16 protein-coding genes and 1 pseudogene are annotated in these 17440 nt (G+C 39.5%); 1 reads left to right on the top strand and 16 read right to left on the bottom strand.

Features of this window, described 5'->3' with window-relative positions:
* From ADI74_RS00940 to eno, 9 genes and pseudogenes are all read right to left on the bottom strand, one after another.
* A pseudogene (locus ADI74_RS00940) lies at positions 1 to 203 on the bottom strand (uracil-DNA glycosylase); the annotation flags it as partial.
* A gap of 63 nt (positions 204 to 266) precedes the next feature.
* Positions 267 to 959 carry a YjjG family noncanonical pyrimidine nucleotidase gene (locus ADI74_RS00935; protein ID WP_049536455.1) on the bottom strand — a complete coding sequence of 231 codons (693 nt, stop codon included), beginning with the start codon at positions 957 to 959 and terminating at the stop codon, positions 267 to 269.
* A gap of 36 nt (positions 960 to 995) precedes the next feature.
* Positions 996 to 1607, bottom strand: coding sequence for a hypothetical protein (locus tag ADI74_RS00930; RefSeq protein WP_049536453.1), 612 nt, complete (start codon positions 1605 to 1607; stop codon positions 996 to 998).
* Positions 1608 to 1695: 88 nt separating this feature from the next.
* Positions 1696 to 2199, bottom strand: a complete 504-nt coding sequence (locus ADI74_RS00925; RefSeq protein ID WP_049536451.1) for a hypothetical protein — start codon at positions 2197 to 2199, stop codon at positions 1696 to 1698.
* 284 nt (positions 2200 to 2483) lie between these two features.
* On the bottom strand, positions 2484 to 3026 hold the full coding sequence (locus tag ADI74_RS00920) for a ClbS/DfsB family four-helix bundle protein (RefSeq protein WP_049536449.1): 543 nt from the start codon (positions 3024 to 3026) through the stop codon (positions 2484 to 2486).
* 127 nt (positions 3027 to 3153) lie between these two features.
* Complete coding sequence (locus tag ADI74_RS00915) at positions 3154 to 4068, bottom strand: peptidase (protein ID WP_049536448.1); 915 nt, start codon at positions 4066 to 4068, stop codon at positions 3154 to 3156.
* Positions 4069 to 4306: 238 nt separating this feature from the next.
* Positions 4307 to 5143: an AraC family transcriptional regulator gene (locus ADI74_RS00910; RefSeq protein ID WP_049536447.1), complete on the bottom strand. Its 837-nt coding sequence runs from the start codon at positions 5141 to 5143 to the stop codon at positions 4307 to 4309.
* Positions 5144 to 5346: 203 nt separating this feature from the next.
* Positions 5347 to 5841: a YkgJ family cysteine cluster protein gene (locus tag ADI74_RS00905; RefSeq protein ID WP_049536444.1), complete on the bottom strand. Its 495-nt coding sequence runs from the start codon at positions 5839 to 5841 to the stop codon at positions 5347 to 5349.
* 176 nt (positions 5842 to 6017) lie between these two features.
* The gene (gene eno / locus ADI74_RS00900) at positions 6018 to 7322 is read right to left on the bottom strand and encodes a surface-displayed alpha-enolase (protein ID WP_000022823.1); all 1305 of its coding nucleotides are present in this window, start codon (positions 7320 to 7322) and stop codon (positions 6018 to 6020) included.
* Positions 7323 to 7484: 162 nt separating this feature from the next.
* Here eno and ADI74_RS00895 point away from each other — a divergent pair, with 162 nt between their 5' ends.
* Positions 7485 to 7931, top strand: coding sequence for a DUF1694 domain-containing protein (locus ADI74_RS00895; protein ID WP_049536443.1), 447 nt, complete (start codon positions 7485 to 7487; stop codon positions 7929 to 7931).
* On the opposite strand, the gene ADI74_RS00890 is transcribed toward ADI74_RS00895, so the two are convergent.
* The 7 genes from ADI74_RS00890 to ADI74_RS00860 all read right to left on the bottom strand — a co-directional run bounded on the left by ADI74_RS00890 (position 7928) and on the right by ADI74_RS00860 (position 17211).
* Complete coding sequence (locus ADI74_RS00890; RefSeq protein WP_049536441.1) at positions 7928 to 9043, bottom strand: glycerate kinase; 1116 nt, start codon at positions 9041 to 9043, stop codon at positions 7928 to 7930. The genes ADI74_RS00895 and ADI74_RS00890 overlap by 4 nt on opposite strands.
* A 9-nt stretch (positions 9044 to 9052) precedes the next feature.
* A complete protein-coding gene (gene serB / locus ADI74_RS00885) occupies positions 9053 to 9697 on the bottom strand; it encodes a phosphoserine phosphatase SerB (RefSeq protein WP_049536440.1) in 645 nt (214 codons plus the stop codon).
* Between the two features lie 61 nt (positions 9698 to 9758).
* Complete coding sequence (gene glgA, locus ADI74_RS00880; RefSeq protein ID WP_049536438.1) at positions 9759 to 11192, bottom strand: glycogen synthase GlgA; 1434 nt, start codon at positions 11190 to 11192, stop codon at positions 9759 to 9761.
* Positions 11189 to 12328, bottom strand: a complete 1140-nt coding sequence (gene glgD, locus ADI74_RS00875; protein ID WP_000687049.1) for a glucose-1-phosphate adenylyltransferase subunit GlgD — start codon at positions 12326 to 12328, stop codon at positions 11189 to 11191. Before glgD ends, glgA begins: the two co-directional genes overlap by 4 nt.
* Positions 12318 to 13460: a glucose-1-phosphate adenylyltransferase gene (locus ADI74_RS00870; RefSeq protein WP_049536437.1), complete on the bottom strand. Its 1143-nt coding sequence runs from the start codon at positions 13458 to 13460 to the stop codon at positions 12318 to 12320. The genes glgD and ADI74_RS00870 overlap by 11 nt, the downstream gene beginning before the upstream one ends.
* Positions 13461 to 13621: 161 nt before the next feature.
* A complete protein-coding gene (glgB, locus tag ADI74_RS00865; RefSeq protein WP_049536435.1) occupies positions 13622 to 15517 on the bottom strand; it encodes a 1,4-alpha-glucan branching protein GlgB in 1896 nt (631 codons plus the stop codon).
* A gap of 269 nt (positions 15518 to 15786) precedes the next feature.
* Complete coding sequence (locus tag ADI74_RS00860; protein ID WP_049536433.1) at positions 15787 to 17211, bottom strand: NADP-dependent glyceraldehyde-3-phosphate dehydrogenase; 1425 nt, start codon at positions 17209 to 17211, stop codon at positions 15787 to 15789.
* Between the last annotated feature and the right edge of the window lie 229 nt (positions 17212 to 17440).

Raw genomic sequence — 17440 nt, 5'->3', positions numbered from 1 at the left:
CCTGGTCCATGATAGGGATCCTGCCCTAGAATCACCACCTTAACTTCTTCAAGCGGTGTTGTCAAGAGAGCCTGAAAAACCTTTTCCTTGGGTGGATAAACAGTTCCTTGAGCATAAACCTGCTCCATAAATTGATTGATTTTCCCGAAATAACCCTTAGGTAATTGCTCCTTAATCAAAGCATGCCAAGATGAGTGTTGCATAAAGCCAACTCCTTCATTTTTACTGCCTCTATTATAGCAAAAAGTGGCTATGGAAACCACTTTTTACAGTTTATCTAGGAGATCTAGAAGAGCTTGATAAGACTCAACTTCATAAGTCGGCTGGGCTTGCGTCTTATTTTCCAGATGATGGGGATTGAACCAGATAGTGTTGATTCCAGCATTATTTCCACCTTGAATGTCAGCGGTTAGGGAATCTCCAATCATCAGCGTCTTTTCTTTATCAAATCCAGCAATCTGCTGACCAATTTTTTCATAGAATAGTGCATCAGGTTTTTGAGTTTGCAATTGCTCGGAGATAAAGACTTGGTTGAAATAGGGAGCCAGACCAGATTGAGCCAAACGCCCTGTCTGGATTGCAGTAATGCCATTTGTCGCAGCAAACAAGTCATAATCACGTTCGATGAGACTGTCTAAGAGCTCATGAGCGCCCGAAAGAGTTTGCCCCTGCTGTGCGAGATAAAATTGGTAACGCTGGGCAAGTAACATACCGTCTTTTTCCTGTCCGAAATAGGCAAATAAACGAGAAAAGCGCGTGTTAACCAGTTCTTGTTTACTGATTTTCTTTTGCTCCAAGTCCTTCCAGAGAGCCTTGTTCATGGGAACGTAATAGTCTTTATAGGCTTGAATATCCGCAACCCCTTCTTCTTTTAGAAGTTGCGTCAAAGCCACATCCTCAGCAGCATCAAAATCAAGCAAGGTGTGGTCGAGGTCGAAGAGTAGAAATTTGTAGGGCAATTTGATGGTTTTTCCTTTCTAAGCGAGAACAAGTTACTAGTATTTATTAGGGAAATATTCTTTTCCCAACTGCCATAAATACTGATCAATCTCTTTAAGATTAAATTCTTCTAATCCATAGTATTCTCTAAAAGCAATAATTATATTTTTAAATTTTTGATAATCTTTTAGGTCTGAATTCTTAAATTTAGAAAATTTATCTGTTTTTCTAAAGTATTTCAATACCTTTTCTACATAGCTATCATAAATAGGGTATTCTTTAGGATTATGATGGGAACAGTATTTAGTTGAAAAAGAATAGAACTTTCTAGTTACACCATTGATAGTAACATTTTGAATTTCATTGACTAAAGTTACATCACCTTGTCTCAACCTCTCGTCAATTTTAAGACTCAGTATATGTTCTGCAACTGGATAAACTGAGAAAATATTTGTACTATAAAAATCATTCAACGTAGCAACCTTTAATAAGATGTCAGAAATTTCTTCGTTACTTGGTAACAGCTCAAAAAATAATTTATCTAAAGCATCTTCTTGTAACCTATAATTTTTAAGGTTTTTCCACGATTTCAAGTATTTTTCTACTTCACTGGCTGACGGTTTAGAAATAACAATATCTGATTTCTGTTTTCTAGAGTTTATTTGCATACTTATCTCACTTTAAGTAGTTGTTTTAAAAATTTAATAGCTTAATTATAGCATATTGTAAAATGAATAACTAAACTCTTCATTTCTCTTACCCCAACTCCTTGGCTATTCTGCTTTTTTCAAGTTTTCCCTTTGCAATTCGTTTCCATAAAACAAGTGGATTCAAGCTATAAGATAGGCGTACGAGGAAATAATTAACCCATTCGATAAGGGCAAAAAGTTGTATCAACGTGGCTAAGATAGCCACTTGGACACTCTGTGTGTTCCAGACTATAAAAGGAAAGCCTGAAATAAGTAAAACGAGGTCTAGTATTCTGAGCCCACCATATATTCTAGGGACATTTACACTTCCGAACTGGGGATTCGACAGTCTTCTAATCAAAATTGCCCAATAGATTGAACCTTGAAGCAAAATAAATGTCAGTAAAGACAAAGGATAGAGAATGGTTACTAGACTATTCACATCACCAAGCCGATTTTTCAAAAGGAAAAAACAAAACCAAATGGATAGAACGGCTGCAAGCTCTCCAAAACAGAGGGATAGCAACTCTTTTCTAACTTTCTCTTTTTGTATGTTCATCATCTCACCCATCTATCTATCATCCTATATCAGAAAAAAGCCATTCGATCCATTTTCTAGTCAACATTTCTCAGAATCAAGCTATTCTAAGCATCGAACAGCTCAATTCCTTTAATATCAATGTAATTCTAAGTTTAGAATTACATTGATATAAATGTTTTAGACCTATTCTAAGTCTATGATAGCCTTAAATTTTAATTTTTGAAGGATTCTAAAGCTAGAAGAGCTCAAAATTCACGAGAACTAAGCTATTCGAAGCTTAGAAGAACCTTTGGTGAATTTCAATAGCACTTCAACTAGCCATTCTTACAATTTTTCTGATGAGCTTTGAGTTTTTTCAGAGCCCAGTCATAGTGGCTGGAGGTACTACTGACAAAGTAGGAACCTAGACTTGTCCCTCCCGTCCACTTATAGACACCTTTTGTGAACAATTCGTCATTGCTGAAGCCTTCCATCAACTCTAAAACCTCTTTATGCGATTGCTCTAGTAGTCTAGTTGCTTCTTCTAATGACGTTTTCTGGTGCTTCTTCCAAAATGCGACATTCATTTCCCCATAAGTTTTCCAATTATAAGGTTCAGGGAGAAAAGGTCTTTCATGACCCTTTTGATTGGAATGTACCCAGGTCAAAAGTAACTGATGCCATTCATAGAGATGGATCAGAACATCTCTTAGATTTTTATCTCTTTTCCAGTGAGCTTCTTTTTTCTTTTGATCTTTTGAAAAATCAAAAGGAGTCTGTAGTTCCTCTTCACTTAATTTAGATATAAAGTGATTGAGCTTTTCATAGTTTTCCTTAGAGGCTAGCACTAATTCCTCTTTCGTTCTTGGTCTAGGCATAGGAGTTCTCCCTTCATTTTTAAGTTGGATATGCTATTTCCTTACTTCATTATACCATAATCAAAAAGCAGTTCTTCATTTTACGAAAAACTGCTTTTACTGACTAGTTATTTTATGCTTATAGTTACTAGTTTACATATAAATCTCTAAAGCGACGGTCCGCTTCAGCTATCTGATAGAGCAAGCGGGATAGTTTTTGGTAATCTTCTTTTAAACACGAAAGGTGGGCTTGGCCAAATAGAGTAGCCAATTCCTCTTTTAATCTTGCCCCTTTCGGATCATGCGCTTTTAAGAAGTTACTGAGATAGAGATTTCGAACAGCCGCAAGTTTAAAGCTGAAATACTGATGCAGTTGTTTTTGCTCCGTATTTAAGCCGTTTTCAGCAACTGCTTTTGCATAGCATTCCAACACACCACTTTGACCATTCTGATATCGGGTCTTCATAATCCTTGCCGTTTCCTGATAGATTTCAGTCTGACTAGGGCTCTTGACCTTCTTAAAATTTCCCCACATAGAGTAAGATCCACGCTTATAGTCAATAGCCTCCGCCTTCCAAGCTTCTATAATGTCATTAAAAGTAACCTTCATACAGGCAAAACCAGCCGGATCATGCAAATAGAGATACTGACCATCAAGAGCATACACGGTTACAAAGTGATCCACACCATAAAGGATTGTGTGATTGGGATTGTAAGTCAAATGCCCCATATCAAGAGGTCCCAGTACGACAGGTCCATTGGACAGAAATGTTTCCAACTTTCCTTTAATCTCTTCCAAATCTACTTCAGTTCCATCTTTTAGATAGAAATCCTCATAGTCAAAACCTAGTATTTTTAAGGAATGGGAGATGGAAAGGTCTGGCATTCCATTATCAAAGAATACTAAAGGATGCTCCTCATCTTCCTTCACGATACTAGCGCCATTTCCCATCACCATAATTGCCTCTAAAAACTCTGCTTTAAAGTCATAACCATAGGTTTCTAGTGCCATTGCCAATGAATAGCTATAGCAAATTGACACATCTCCAAAATACATCTGCATATTCATGCCTCCTTATCTTCTATGGGACTATTATACCGAGAAAACTATTCGCATGCCCCATAAAATCCAGACAAAAATTATGGTATGTTTGATTTATAGACATGAATTTCTTTATACTTAAATTTAAATTAAATTGTAATTCTTTTTTGCATAAGTTATTTCTCAAACAAAGAAAAACTCTGTAAAAGATACCTTCTACAGAGTCAGCTTTCCATCTTTATAAAAAATAGAAAATTATCTAGTCCTTGCTTACTGGTATCCAGAGTTCCATTTGATAGTCTGGTGACGACATATCTCCTTCAGTATAGACTTCAAAATCTGGCGCTCCTGAGTGGCGATAGCCTGTTTCTGGGAAAAAAACCTCCAAAACATACTTCCAAGCATTGTGAATGCTAGCTGGTATAGGACCTTTGACTGGGACGATAGCATATTCAGCTGCTGGGATGTCTTTGATTGACAGACCTAGTTCTTCTGCTTTCGCTTTATCCGTCACATCATAAGCCGCCATGTAGTTAATGATTTCGCCTTCTTTCACATCCGAGCAGAGACCAAAGGATTGGCCACTTCCCAGACTCTCTAGACTTTCAAAGCTGTGATTTGCATAAAGCTGCTCCCATGCAGACGGGCATTGGCTATTGTCAATAGCTTCCAATAGAACGCCTGCCACGGTAAAAGCAGGTTTCTTTTGAATCTTGATATCCATGTTCTTTCCTCCTGTAATCTTTAAGGATAATTGAAGTCTAGGAAAGACCCGATAAGGTTTTCCATTTCGAACTTCTGAGGGGGTCGCACCATGGAATTTCTTAAAGGTTGCGCTGAAGGCATCCGCAGAGTCATAGCCGTATTTCAGCGCTATGTCAATGACTTTCTCAGTGCTTTCCCGCAAGTCTGTCACAGCTTCTGACAGCCTGCGATTGCGCAAATATTCTGCTAAAGTCATATCTGCTAGGATGGAAAAGAGCCTGCTAAAGAGAGGGTACGAATAGCCCGATAGTTGCTGAAATCTTTTCATATCCACTTCTGAAGTCAGTTGCTGCTCCAAATAATCCATGGTTTGATTGAATTGATGCATCATATTCGTTTCTTCTTACCTCCACAAGATACAAAAGACGTTAAAAGCAAAGTGAAAATAGGAAAATTGACGCTGGAGTTTCTGGTCCTAGGAAATTTTATCTTTTTCACACAGCTTTTAGGCCATGTTCAATTCTATCTATAGTCTATCAGATATCAGATACTTCCGCCCTAGAATATTTGTACAAGATTCAGAGGTGTATATTTCTATAACCTATCCTTTAATTTCTCAACAAAGAGATAAGCTGCTGGGCAGGTCAAGGTGTTCTTAATCGTCAAATGGTTGATTTGATGGATCTTTTTACGGTCTGTATGGGGAAATTCTCGGCAGGCCTTTGGACGAACATCATAGATAGAACAGAGATTGTCTCCTCCTAGAAAGGGGCAAGGCATGGATTTGAAAACCTTGTCCCCATCTTCATCCACCTGCAGAAATTCCGCTTCAAAAGCTGGTAATTTCATCTTAAAATACTTAGCGATACGGGTAATATCTGCTTCTTTGAAGTCGGGTCCCAAAGTCTTACAACAGTTAGCGCAGGCGGTACAATCAATCTCAGCAAAAACTTCTTGGTGAATCTGCTGGGCAATCTTATCTAGATTCTTTGGTGGCTTTTTCTTTAGATTGGCTAACACTTTACGATGCTCTTTCTGCTTTTGCGAAGCTAGCTGGTGGTAATACTCAATATCAATTTCTTTAGACATAATTTCTTTCTAATTCAAATATTTTTGTCTATTATACCATAAACTCTGCACCCTTTATGCCCCATGAACACAAAAATAGCCCTTCGGATAAAATCCGAGGGGCTTAAATCGTTGTTAAATCAACGGCTGAACTTTTGAGTTTCAAGGTTCGGGATAAAATAGTTCACTGAACTATTTTATTTTTTCAAGTTGTAGAATGATTTCAATCCACGGTATTCAGCTACTTCACCAAGTTGGTCTTCGATACGAAGCAATTGGTTGTACTTAGCGATACGGTCTGTACGTGAAAGTGAACCTGTCTTGATTTGTCCTGCGTTAGTTGCAACTGCGATGTCAGCGATTGTTGAATCTTCAGTTTCACCTGAACGGTGTGATACAACTGCAGTATAACCAGCTTCTTTCGCCATTTCGATAGCGTCAAATGTTTCAGTAAGAGTACCGATTTGGTTAACTTTGATAAGGATTGAGTTAGCAGCACCTTCTGCAATACCTTTTTCAAGGTAAGAAGTGTTTGTTACGAAGAAGTCGTCACCAACCAATTGTACTTTACCACCAAGACGTTCAGTAAGAGCTTTCCAACCGTCCCAGTCGTTTTCATCCATACCATCTTCGATAGTGATGATTGGGTATTTGTTTACCAATTCTTCAAGGTAGTCGATTTGTTCTGCAGCAGTACGTACAGCAGCGCCTTCACCTTCAAATTTAGTGTAGTCGTAAACTTTACGTTCTTCATCATAGAATTCTGATGATGCACAGTCAAATCCGATAAAGACATCTTTACCTGGAACATAACCAGCAGCTTCGATAGCAGCAAGGATAGTTTCAACACCGTCTTCAGTTCCTTCGAAACGAGGAGCGAATCCACCTTCGTCACCTACGGCTGTTTCCAAACCACGTGATTTAAGGATTTTCTTAAGAGCGTGGAAGATTTCAGCACCCCAACGAAGAGCTTCTTTGAATGTTGGTGCACCAGCAGGTACGATCATGAATTCTTGGAAAGCGATTGGAGCGTCAGAGTGAGAACCACCGTTGATGATGTTCATCATTGGAGTTGGAAGAACTTTAGTGTTGAATCCACCAAGGTAGCTGTAAAGTGGGATTTCAAGGTAGTCAGCAGCAGCACGAGCTACAGCGATAGACACACCAAGAATTGCGTTTGCACCCAATTTACCTTTGTTAGGAGTACCGTCAAGTGCGATCATAGCACGGTCGATAGCTTGTTGGTCACGTACATCGTAGCCGATGATAGCTTCAGCGATGATGTTGTTTACGTTGTCAACAGCTTTTTGTGTACCAAGACCACCGTAACGAGATTTGTCACCGTCGCGAAGTTCAACTGCTTCGTGTTCACCAGTAGAAGCTCCTGATGGAACCATACCACGTCCGAAAGCACCTGATTCAGTATAAACTTCTACCTCAAGTGTTGGGTTACCGCGTGAGTCTAGGACTTCGCGAGCGTAAACATCAGTAATAATTGACATTTTTTACTCTCCTTTGAGTTAAATTTTTTACACCTCTATGATACCTTAAAAATAAGCGTTTTTCAAGAAAAAACGTTATCTTTGTGCAAATTTTCCTTAACTTTATAAAGTAATCGCTTTCTTTTGTCTGTTTTCATGCGATTTTTGTGATATACTGTTTTTATGACAGATTTATCAAAACAACTACTAGAAAAAGCTCATGGTGGGCCGAAATTAAACCCTGACGAACAACGCCGCTATCTCGGGACTTTCGAGGAAAGAGTTCTTGGATACGCGGATATCAGTACTGCCAATAGTCCTGAATTAGAACATGGATTTTTCTCTATTTTAGATGGTTTTCAAGAAAAGGTAGAGGAACTTTTTGTGAAAATCTCACCAAATATCGAGTTTGACAAACAAGTCTTTTACTTAAAACAAGCAAAGAAAAGCAACTGCCAGGCGACTATTGTTTCGGATGATCATATCACCTCTCCTTTCGGCCTTGTCATTCACACGAACGAACCTGTTCAAGTAGATGAAAAGGATCTCCGGCTGGCTTTTCCAAATCTATGGGAGGTTGAGCAGGATGAACCAGTTAAAAAATCCATCTGGAAAAAATGGTTAGGTTAATCCTTCCTCATATTTAATAAATGACCGATATTAGTAGCTGTGTGCTCCAAATAGAGACTTGCATTTTTCAAACTATTCTCTAAAGGTTCACATTTCTCTAAAATGGAAAAGGCAGCTTCTATATTTTCAAATGGTAGGGGAGGCAAATCGTCAGCAAAACTACCGCAAATAGCGATAACAGGAACTCCCTTAGGAGTTCTTTTTGCTACACCGATAGGAGCTTTCCCAGCGATGCTTTGACTGTCCAGCCTGCCTTCTCCAACGATAACCAAGTCAGCATCTTCAACCCGCTTGTCAAAGTCTATCAAGTCCAAACAAGTATCAATCCCAGATACGATACTAGCCTGAGTAAAGGCACAGAGTCCAGCAGCAATGCCACCTCCAGCTCCTGCTCCCTTCAAAGAAAGGGTTGAAGGTGAGAATTTTTCATAGAATCGCTGTATAGCCAAATCTACTGTCTCAAACAAAGCAGGATCCAAGCCCTTTTGTTTTCCAAATGTATAGGTCGCTCCTTGATGACCACATAAAGGGCTCACGACATCTGCTAAAATGCGGATTTTCACATCTTCAGGAATCCTATACAACTCACTGTCTGAAACTGACTCGAACTCAAGCAATGTCTGACCGCAAGCAGGCAATTCTTTTCCCTTCTTATCATAAAAACGATAACCTAAACCAGCAGCAATACCTATCCCACCGTCATTACTAGCCGTACCACCAACTCCGATATAGATTTCTTTCATCCCTTGATTAATGAGATGGCGAATCAACTCTCCAATACCTCTGGTTAGGATGTGAAGAGGTTTTCGTTTCTCTTGGGGAATCTTTCCAAGACCAACCAAGTCAGCAACTTCAAAGAGCGCTATTTGATCTTTTTGAAAGTAGCGCATTGCTTCTTTAAGACCAAAAGGTCCCGTAACCTCTTGCCATTTTTCTTCGAGCTCAAGAGAATGTCGAATAGCATCTACAGTTCCTTCCCCACCATCGCCAACAGGACAAAGCAGACATTCTACATCCGCTATTGACTGTTCGAAGCCCCTTTTTATAGCTTGAGCGACCTCTTCTGCCGTCAAACTTTCTTTAAAAGAATCAGGTGCAATTACAATTTTCATAGTCCCCTCTCATTCTAAGAAATCAATCAAAGGTAGAACTTCTAAAAGATCCCTCGTATCTACATGACAAGCTATCTCGGCTTTTACGACCTCTTTGGCACAAAAGGCTATACCGTGTCCTGCTGTCTTTAACATCAAGAGGTCATTGGCACCATCACCGATAGCAATCGTTCTTTCTTTGGGTAGTTCTAATTCCTTTCTCCATTTCTCAAGAGTAGCTTGTTTTACTTGGGCTGTAACAATTTCACCAACTAGTCGACCTGTTAAAAAGTTGTCTTTGACTTCCAACTGGTTGGCAGAGAAATAGGAAATACCTAGGGATTTTGCTAATCTCTCAACGATTGGTGTAAAGCCACCAGACACTAAACCGACGAGGATGCCATTCTTTTGGAGAATGGAGATAAATTCCCGAGCATTCTTGGAAAGATGAATGGATTTGAAAACTGTATCAAAGACCGAAATCGGAAGCCCTTTTAACAAAGCCACTCTTGCTCTTAAACTTGTTTTAAAATCCAGTTCACCTCGCATTGCCTGGCTTGTAATTTGCGAAATTTCGGCTTCGCAACCTGCTTCTCTTCCTAAAAGATCAATCACCTCTTCTGCTATTAAGGTTCCGTCAACATCCATGACACATAGGCCTTTTACATGGGTCATTACTTCACCTCTTCTCTAAATAGCCCAAAAATCGTATGAAAGAATCATACGATTTTATCTATTAGTTGACTAGACTATGGTATAAGTCAAGGTAAGACTTGCAAGCTGTATCCCATGAGAAATCACATTCCATAGCTTGTTTTTGTAGATTTCTCCAAACGTCTGGCTGGTACTTATAAACATCCAAGGCTGTTAGGAAACTCCAGTTAAGCCAATATGGTGTTAAATTGTCAAAGCTAAATCCAGTTCCAGTTCCTTCAATTGGATTATAGGATTGAACCGTATCACGCAATCCACCCACTTCATGAACCAATGGTAGAGTACCGTAGCGCATAGCCATCATTTGTGACAAGCCACATGGTTCAAAACGGCTCGGCATGAGGAAGAGGTCACAAGCTGCGTAGATTTCTTGAGCGAGCTTGACGTCAAAAGTGATATTTGCTGATAGTTTGTCAGGATAGACTTGTGCAAACCAGGAGAAGGAATGTTCAAAAGCAGGATCTCCTGTACCTAAAAGGACTATTTGAACGTCCTCCTGTAAGAAACGGTGCAAACTTTCTACCACAACATCAAAACCTTTTTGGCGCGTCAAACGAGAGACAATCCCAACTAGAGGAACATCAGCTCGCACTGGTAGACCGACTCTCTCTTGCAATTTTGCTTTATTTTGTGCTTTTCCAGACAAATCTTCCTTATCAAAATGATAATCTAAAAGTGGGTCTGTTTGAGGATTATAAAGATCTGCGTCAATACCATTGACAATACCTGAAACCTTACCTGACTCCATCCGAAGAATCTGGTCCAAACCGCAACCAAACTGACTGGTCATAATCTCATGTGCATAGCTAGGAGAAACGGTTGAGACACGATCCGCGTATAGGATACCAGCCTTCATCCAGTTAAGGCAATCATTCCAGCGAAGGGTTCCATCAGCATAGCGTTCAAATCCAACACCAAACAAATCCCACAACATTCCTTCAGAAAATTGACCTTGAAATTCCAAATTATGAATAGTTAAAACTGTTCTGATTCCTTGATATGCTTGAATCCAATGATACTTTTCTTTCAACAAGAAGGGAATCATGGCTGTGTGGTAATCATGAACATGGAGAAGGTCAGGGATAAAGCCGATGCGTTCCATGGCTTCAAGAGCAGCCAGTTGGAAGAAAGCAAAGCGTTCACCATCGTCAAAATCACCGTACACATGGCCACGGAAGAAATAATATTGATTATCAATGAAGTAGAAGGTAACCCCATTCAAGACCGTTTTCTTAATACCACAGTACTGTCTACGCCATCCTACACTAACTTCAAAGTGGAGAACATCCTCTATCTGGTCACCAAACTTAGCTTCTACCATATCATAGTAAGGCAAGAAAACTGCAACTTCGTGCCCCGCTTTTACAAGTGATTTAGGAAGTGCGCCAATGACATCGCCCAAACCACCTGTTTTTGAAAAGGGTGCTCCTTCTGCTGCTACAAATAAAATTTTCATGAATAAATGTCCTCTGTTACTGTTTCACCCTTCTTAACTACAACTGGATGTTCTGCTGTTCCTCGAATGACAACACCGTCCGCAACTTCAACACCCTTGTCCAAGATAGCATATTCAACTTGGGCACCCTGACCAATCACAACTCGAGGGAATAAAATGCTGTCCTTCACCACACTATCTTTGTGAACATAAATGTTACGAGATAGAACTGACTGAACTACTTCACCCTCAATGATACTACCAGAAGCAAACTGAGAAGTACTTACTTTTGAAGTATTCGCATAGTAGGTTGGTTCTTCATTCTTAACTTTGGTATAAATTTTTTGATTTGGTGAGAAAAGAGAGTAGAATTTTTTAGATTCAAGCATATCGATGTTTGCTTGATAATAGGACTGAACAGAATGAATGTTCGCTAAGTAGCCTGTGTATTCGTAAGCAAAAGCTCCTTCTTTTGCAGCTAAATCGCGGAGAACATAACGCAACTTTTCAGGATATTCTTTCTGAGCCTCTTCTTCAAGTCGTTCAATCAACCAAGGAGTATCCACAACAAAGATATCTGTAGACATGTTGAAGAGCTCATCCGTAGATTTGTTATCAAAGAGTTTGTGCGAACGAACATGGTCAGTTTCATCAATTTCCAAGATAGCATTCACATCAGAAATGTCTTTCTTTGGAAGTTTCTTATATACAACTGTAATCGGACCTTTCGTTGTATTGTGTAGGTGGAAGACTTGATTCAAGTCAATATTCACCAGCACATCACAGTTAATCGAAACGGTTTGGTTTGAACCTGAACGTCTCAAGTAGGTAAGAAGTTGTTGGTAATACTCTTTTCCAACTGTACTGCTTTCAACACGAGTATTGTAAATTCCTAGATAGTAGTGACTTAGAAGGGTGGACAAGCCCCACTCACGACCTGAACGGATATGGTCGAATACTGAGCTGATATTATCTTGTTGGAAAATACCAAAGATACTACGAACACCTGCATTTGCAAGACTGGAAAGGGGGAAGTCAATCAAACGGTATTTCCCACCGAAAGGCAAGCTAGCTACCGGACGGTGTTCTGTTAACGTTGACATATCATGAAAACCAACTGTGTTTCCTAAAATGGCTGAATATTTATCAATCTTCATCTGTTGCTACCCCCACTACTTCATTGTATCCTACTACTTGTACTTCGTCAGTTCCGTCAATCTCTACGCCGTCTGCAATAATGGCACCTTCACCAATAATAGCACGAGTAATCTTTGCTCCATGGCCAATAATAGCCCCACTCATGATGACAGAATCAACGACCTCGGCTCCTTCACGAACCTGTGCTTCTGTTGAAAGAATCGAACGTTTAACCGTTCCATCTACAAAACAGCCATCCACGACCAATGAATCCTCAACGTGTGCATGCGCTCCAAAGTAGTTGGGTGGTGAGATCAAGTTTCTTGAGTAAATTTTCCACTGACGATTACGGCTATCCAAGGCATTTTCTGGCGAAATGTACTCCATATTGGCTTCCCAGAGTGATTCGATGGTACCAACGTCTTTCCAGTAGCCATTAAATTCATAGGCATAGACACTTTCACCAGACTCGAGATAGTTAGGAATAACGTTCTTACCAAAGTCTGACATATCTACATTACTCTTTTCAGCAGCAACAAGCATATTGCGAAGTCGTTTCCAGTCAAAGATATAAATCCCCATAGAAGCCTTTGTAGACTTAGGTTGAGCAGGTTTTTCTTCGAATTCAACGATACGGTTATTGGCATCTGTATTCATGATACCAAAACGGCTAGCTTCTTTGAGAGGGACGTCTAGGACAGCTACTGTCAAACTGGCATTATTATCCTTATGGGACTGAAGCATATCATCGTAGTCCATCTTGTAGATGTGGTCACCAGAAAGAATCAAAACATACTCAGGATTAACACTGTCGATGTAGTCAATGTTTTGGTAGATAGCGTGACTGGTCCCTTCAAACCAACGGTTTCCTTCACTTGCGGAATAAGGTTGCAGGATTGAGACCCCTGAACTAATACCATCCAAGCCCCAGCTGGACCCATTTCCGATATGGTTGTTCAAGGCGAGAGGCTGGTACTGAGTAATAACACCGACATTGTGAATCCCAGAGTTAGCACAGTTTGAAAGCGCAAAGTCAATGATACGGTAGCGCCCACCGAATTGCACTGCCGGTTTGGCAATGCTTTGAGTGAGTTTTCCGAGACGTGTTCCTTGCCCACCCGCAAGGATCAAAGCTAGCATTTCATTCTTCATTTTCTACTCCTTTTTATAGACATGTGAACGTTAAAATCGTAAGAAGGTCGGAAGTCAAACTTTTTATAAAAATAATAGGAAGTCCATTTTTCTTGTGTTTCAAGTCCAATCCAAGTAAACCAACTAGTAACATCTTACATCATTACCTAATCAATAGCATTCTACTCTTTTTGCTTAGTCGGTTTCAAACGACGCTTGATCTTCCAGATGCTTGCTCCCATGGCAGGCAGGGTAAAGGTCAAAGTCTGCTCATAATCTTTCCATAAGCCTTCTTGAGTCTGAACTGTTTGATTGTGCTCTTTCCACACACCTCCCCATTCTTCTAATTCTGTGTTCCAAACTTCTTCATAAACACCTGCGACTGGAAGTCCGATTGTAAAGTCTTTACGTTCAACTGGTGCCATATTAAAGACGCAGACTAACATCTCATCTTTTTTACTCTTACGAATAAAGGAAAGGACACTCTGGTCTCTATTATCTGCATCGATGATTTCAATACCGTCATAGCTAGTATCAATCTCCCAAAGACAACGATGGTCTTTGTAAAATTGATTAAGCTGTGAAGTAAAGTGTTTCATCTTAGAGTTCATGTAATCTTCTAAGTTTGACCATTCTAATTGCTCTTCAGATTTCCATTCTAAGAATTGACCGTATTCACTTCCCATAAAGAGCAATTTCTTACCAGGGTGGCAAATTTGATAGGTGTAAAGATTGCGCAAGCCTGCAAATTGATTGTAGCGATCGCCCCACATCTTGTGCATCATACTCTTCTTGCCGTGAACGACTTCATCGTGTGAAAAAGGTAAGAGGTAGTTTTCTTTGAAAACATACATAAAGCTGAAAGTCACTAGATTAAAATCATACTTACGATAAATAGGATCTTCCTCATAGAAACGAAGAATATCATTCATCCAGCCCATGTTCCACTTATAGTCAAAGCCAAGCCCACCTGACTCTTTCGAACCAGTAATCTGGGTAGCTGACGAACTCTCCTCCGCAATCATCATCACATCTGGGTGCTCTGACTTGATTACATCATTTAAACGTTGAAGGAAATAGTAACCTTCGTAGTTGAGGTTCCCGCCATCTTTATTTGGAGTCCATGGGGCATTATCGTAGTCGAGATAGAGGATGTTGCTAACCGCATCTACTCGAATACCGTCTAAATGATAAAACTCAATCCAGTGTTTGATACTAGAAATCAAGAATGACTGAACTTCATTCTTCCCAAGGTCAAAGTTAAGAGCTCCCCAACCGTAGTTATGGGCCTTGTTGTGGTCTTGGTATTCAAAAGTCGGAGTTCCATCATAATAAGCAAGAGCATCATCATTGATAGTGAAATGACCTGGAACCCAGTCCACAATTACACCGATGTTATTTAAATGGCATTCTTCAACAAAATCCTGAAATTCTTCTGGTCGCCCATAGCAATGTTCTAGAGCAAAATACCCCATGAGCTGATATCCCCAACTCAAACCAAGCGGATGCGCCATTAAAGGCATGAACTCAATGTGAGTATAGTTCATCTCAACAAGATAAGGAATCAACTCTTCTTTTAGTTGTGCAAAGCTATAGGGACTACCATCTGGATTTCTCTTCCAAGACCCAGCGTGCGCTTCATAGATATTGACTGGACGTTCCGCAAAACCTAGCCGTTTTCTACGAGCTAACCAAAGACCATCCTTCCATTTCTTGTCAGGAATATTTGTTAGAATAGCTCCTGTACCTGGGCGAGCTTCAAAACGAAGGGCCATAGGATCAACCTTCATAATCTGATGACCATTTGCACGAGTGATATGGTATTTATAGATTTGCCCTTCTTGAGCTAGGCTAGTAAAAACTTCCCAAACCCCAAATTCATTTCGAACCATAGGAATTTGATTTTCTATCCAGTTAGTAAAGTCACCTACTAAATGAACTGCTTGAGCATTTGGTGCCCAAACTCTAAATGTATACCCTAATTCTCCGTTAAGCTCCTCTCTATGTGCTCCGAGATAATGCTGAAGATGGATATTCTCTCCAGTTGTAAAGGTTCTTAAAGCTTCAAAATTGTTCATTCAATCCCCTTTCTTTTTGTAAGCGTTTTCTGTGTTTCTATTATACTATCTTTTGAGGGAACTTTCAAGAGATTTCCGTAATTAATGTTATATTTTTATGAAAGCCTTCAAAAAATTATCTTAAGATTTTAAGTACTTTCATCTATTTGGCAAAAAATAATGTTTATTCACATATATTCTTTTCAATTTATATACTATTGTTCGTATTCCCTTTTTATAGTAAATTTATATTGAAAATAAAATCAGGAATCTTGTCCTGATTTTTAAGGTTATTTCATATCAAAAACAATAGATTTAACATTTGTCATGGCTTCTATACTATATCTGATACCTTGAACCCCTGCACCGGATCTTTTTACTCCAAGAAATGGGAAGTTATCTGGTCCTCGTTGTGTTTTATTATTGATGTGAACTGTTCCCACTTCAAGTTTTTCAGTAATTTCAAAAGCTTTTTTAAAATCATTTGTAAATACAGATGACTGAAGTCCAAACTCAGATTGATTTGCGATGGCAATCGCTTCTTCTACATCTGCGACACGAATAATCGGTAAAACGGGTCCAAATGGTTCTTCCCAGGCTAATTTCATATCTCTTGTGACATAATCAAAAAGTCCTGGCCAAATGAGATTATTCTCACGTTTGATTGGGCTGAGCGCTTTGGCTCCTTTTTCTTGAGCATCTTCAATCAATCCCCAGATGAATTCAGCTGAAGCATTATCAATAACAGGAGTGATATCAGCATTGTCGAATGGATTACCAACTGTTAGTTTTGCCACTTCAGTCTGGAGTAAGTCTGCTAATTTGTCTGCTACACTATCAACGACCAAGACACGCTTGATAGCTGTACAACGTTGCCCTGAATAACTAAAGGCACCAGCTACGATTTGCTTGGCTGCGTGTTCCAAATCAGCATCTTCTAATACTATAGCTGCATCTTTTCCACCAAGTTCAAGCATGATAGGCCGCATACCAGCCAGGCGACCGATTCGCTCACCAATTGGTGTTGAACCCGTAAAGTTGATAAAGTTCACTTCTTTGTGTTCAATAATGTAATCTCCAATCTCAGATCCACGTCCAGTAATGGTATTCAATACTCCAGCTGGAATACCTGCTTCATCAAAAGCCTTGGCCAATAAGAGACCTGAGATTGATCCTTGTGTTGGTGGCTTAAACAGAACGACATTTCCTGCAATCAAAGCTGGAGCAATCTTTGATGCAGATAGATTTACAGGATAATTAAATGGAGCAATGGCGAGTACGATACCAACGGGTTCCCGGCGTACAATGGACATTTTATTTTTACTGGCAGCTTCAAAACCACCACCTTCCATGGCTTGCCCAGTGATACGAAGTCCTTCTTCAGCAGTATATCTAATCAAATCAGCTGTACGGACTACTTCTCCTATAGCTGCCTGAATTCCCTTTGCCACCTCTTTGGCAAGTATCGTTCCAATTACTTCCTTGTCACGTTCTAAAATATCTGCCGTCTTATGCAGATAGGCTGCACGTTCTACGGGTGCCAAATCACGCCAAGCAGATAGCACTGCTCGACCAGCTTTCATCACTTCATCAACTTCTTCCTGACTCATAGCTGGTACTGTACCAAGCTTTTCCTGATTAATAGGAGAGTAGATTGTAATTTCATTCTCTGATGATTTCCAATTTCCGTTTACTAAATTCTGATAGTTTGTCAAATCCGCTTCCTCCTGAAAATGATTAAAACTTATTTTAACAAATTTTCAGAAAATTACAACCCTTTTTGTGAAAATTTTGAGATTTTTTTCACAAACTTGATTCTTCAAATAGTTTGACACTTAATTCTACTCTTCATTGAAAACTTATAAATAACAAAAAGGATTAGACAATGAACTGCACCCCAAAAGTTAGACAGAAAAAAATCTAACTTTTGGGGTGTTTTTATTA

It is taken from the genome of Streptococcus pseudopneumoniae (assembly GCF_001074565.1).
Taxonomy (GTDB): Bacteria; Bacillota; Bacilli; order Lactobacillales; family Streptococcaceae; genus Streptococcus; species Streptococcus pseudopneumoniae_J.
The sequence above is the reverse complement of the archived record's forward strand: the minus strand, read 5'-3'. Positions and strand labels throughout refer to the sequence as shown.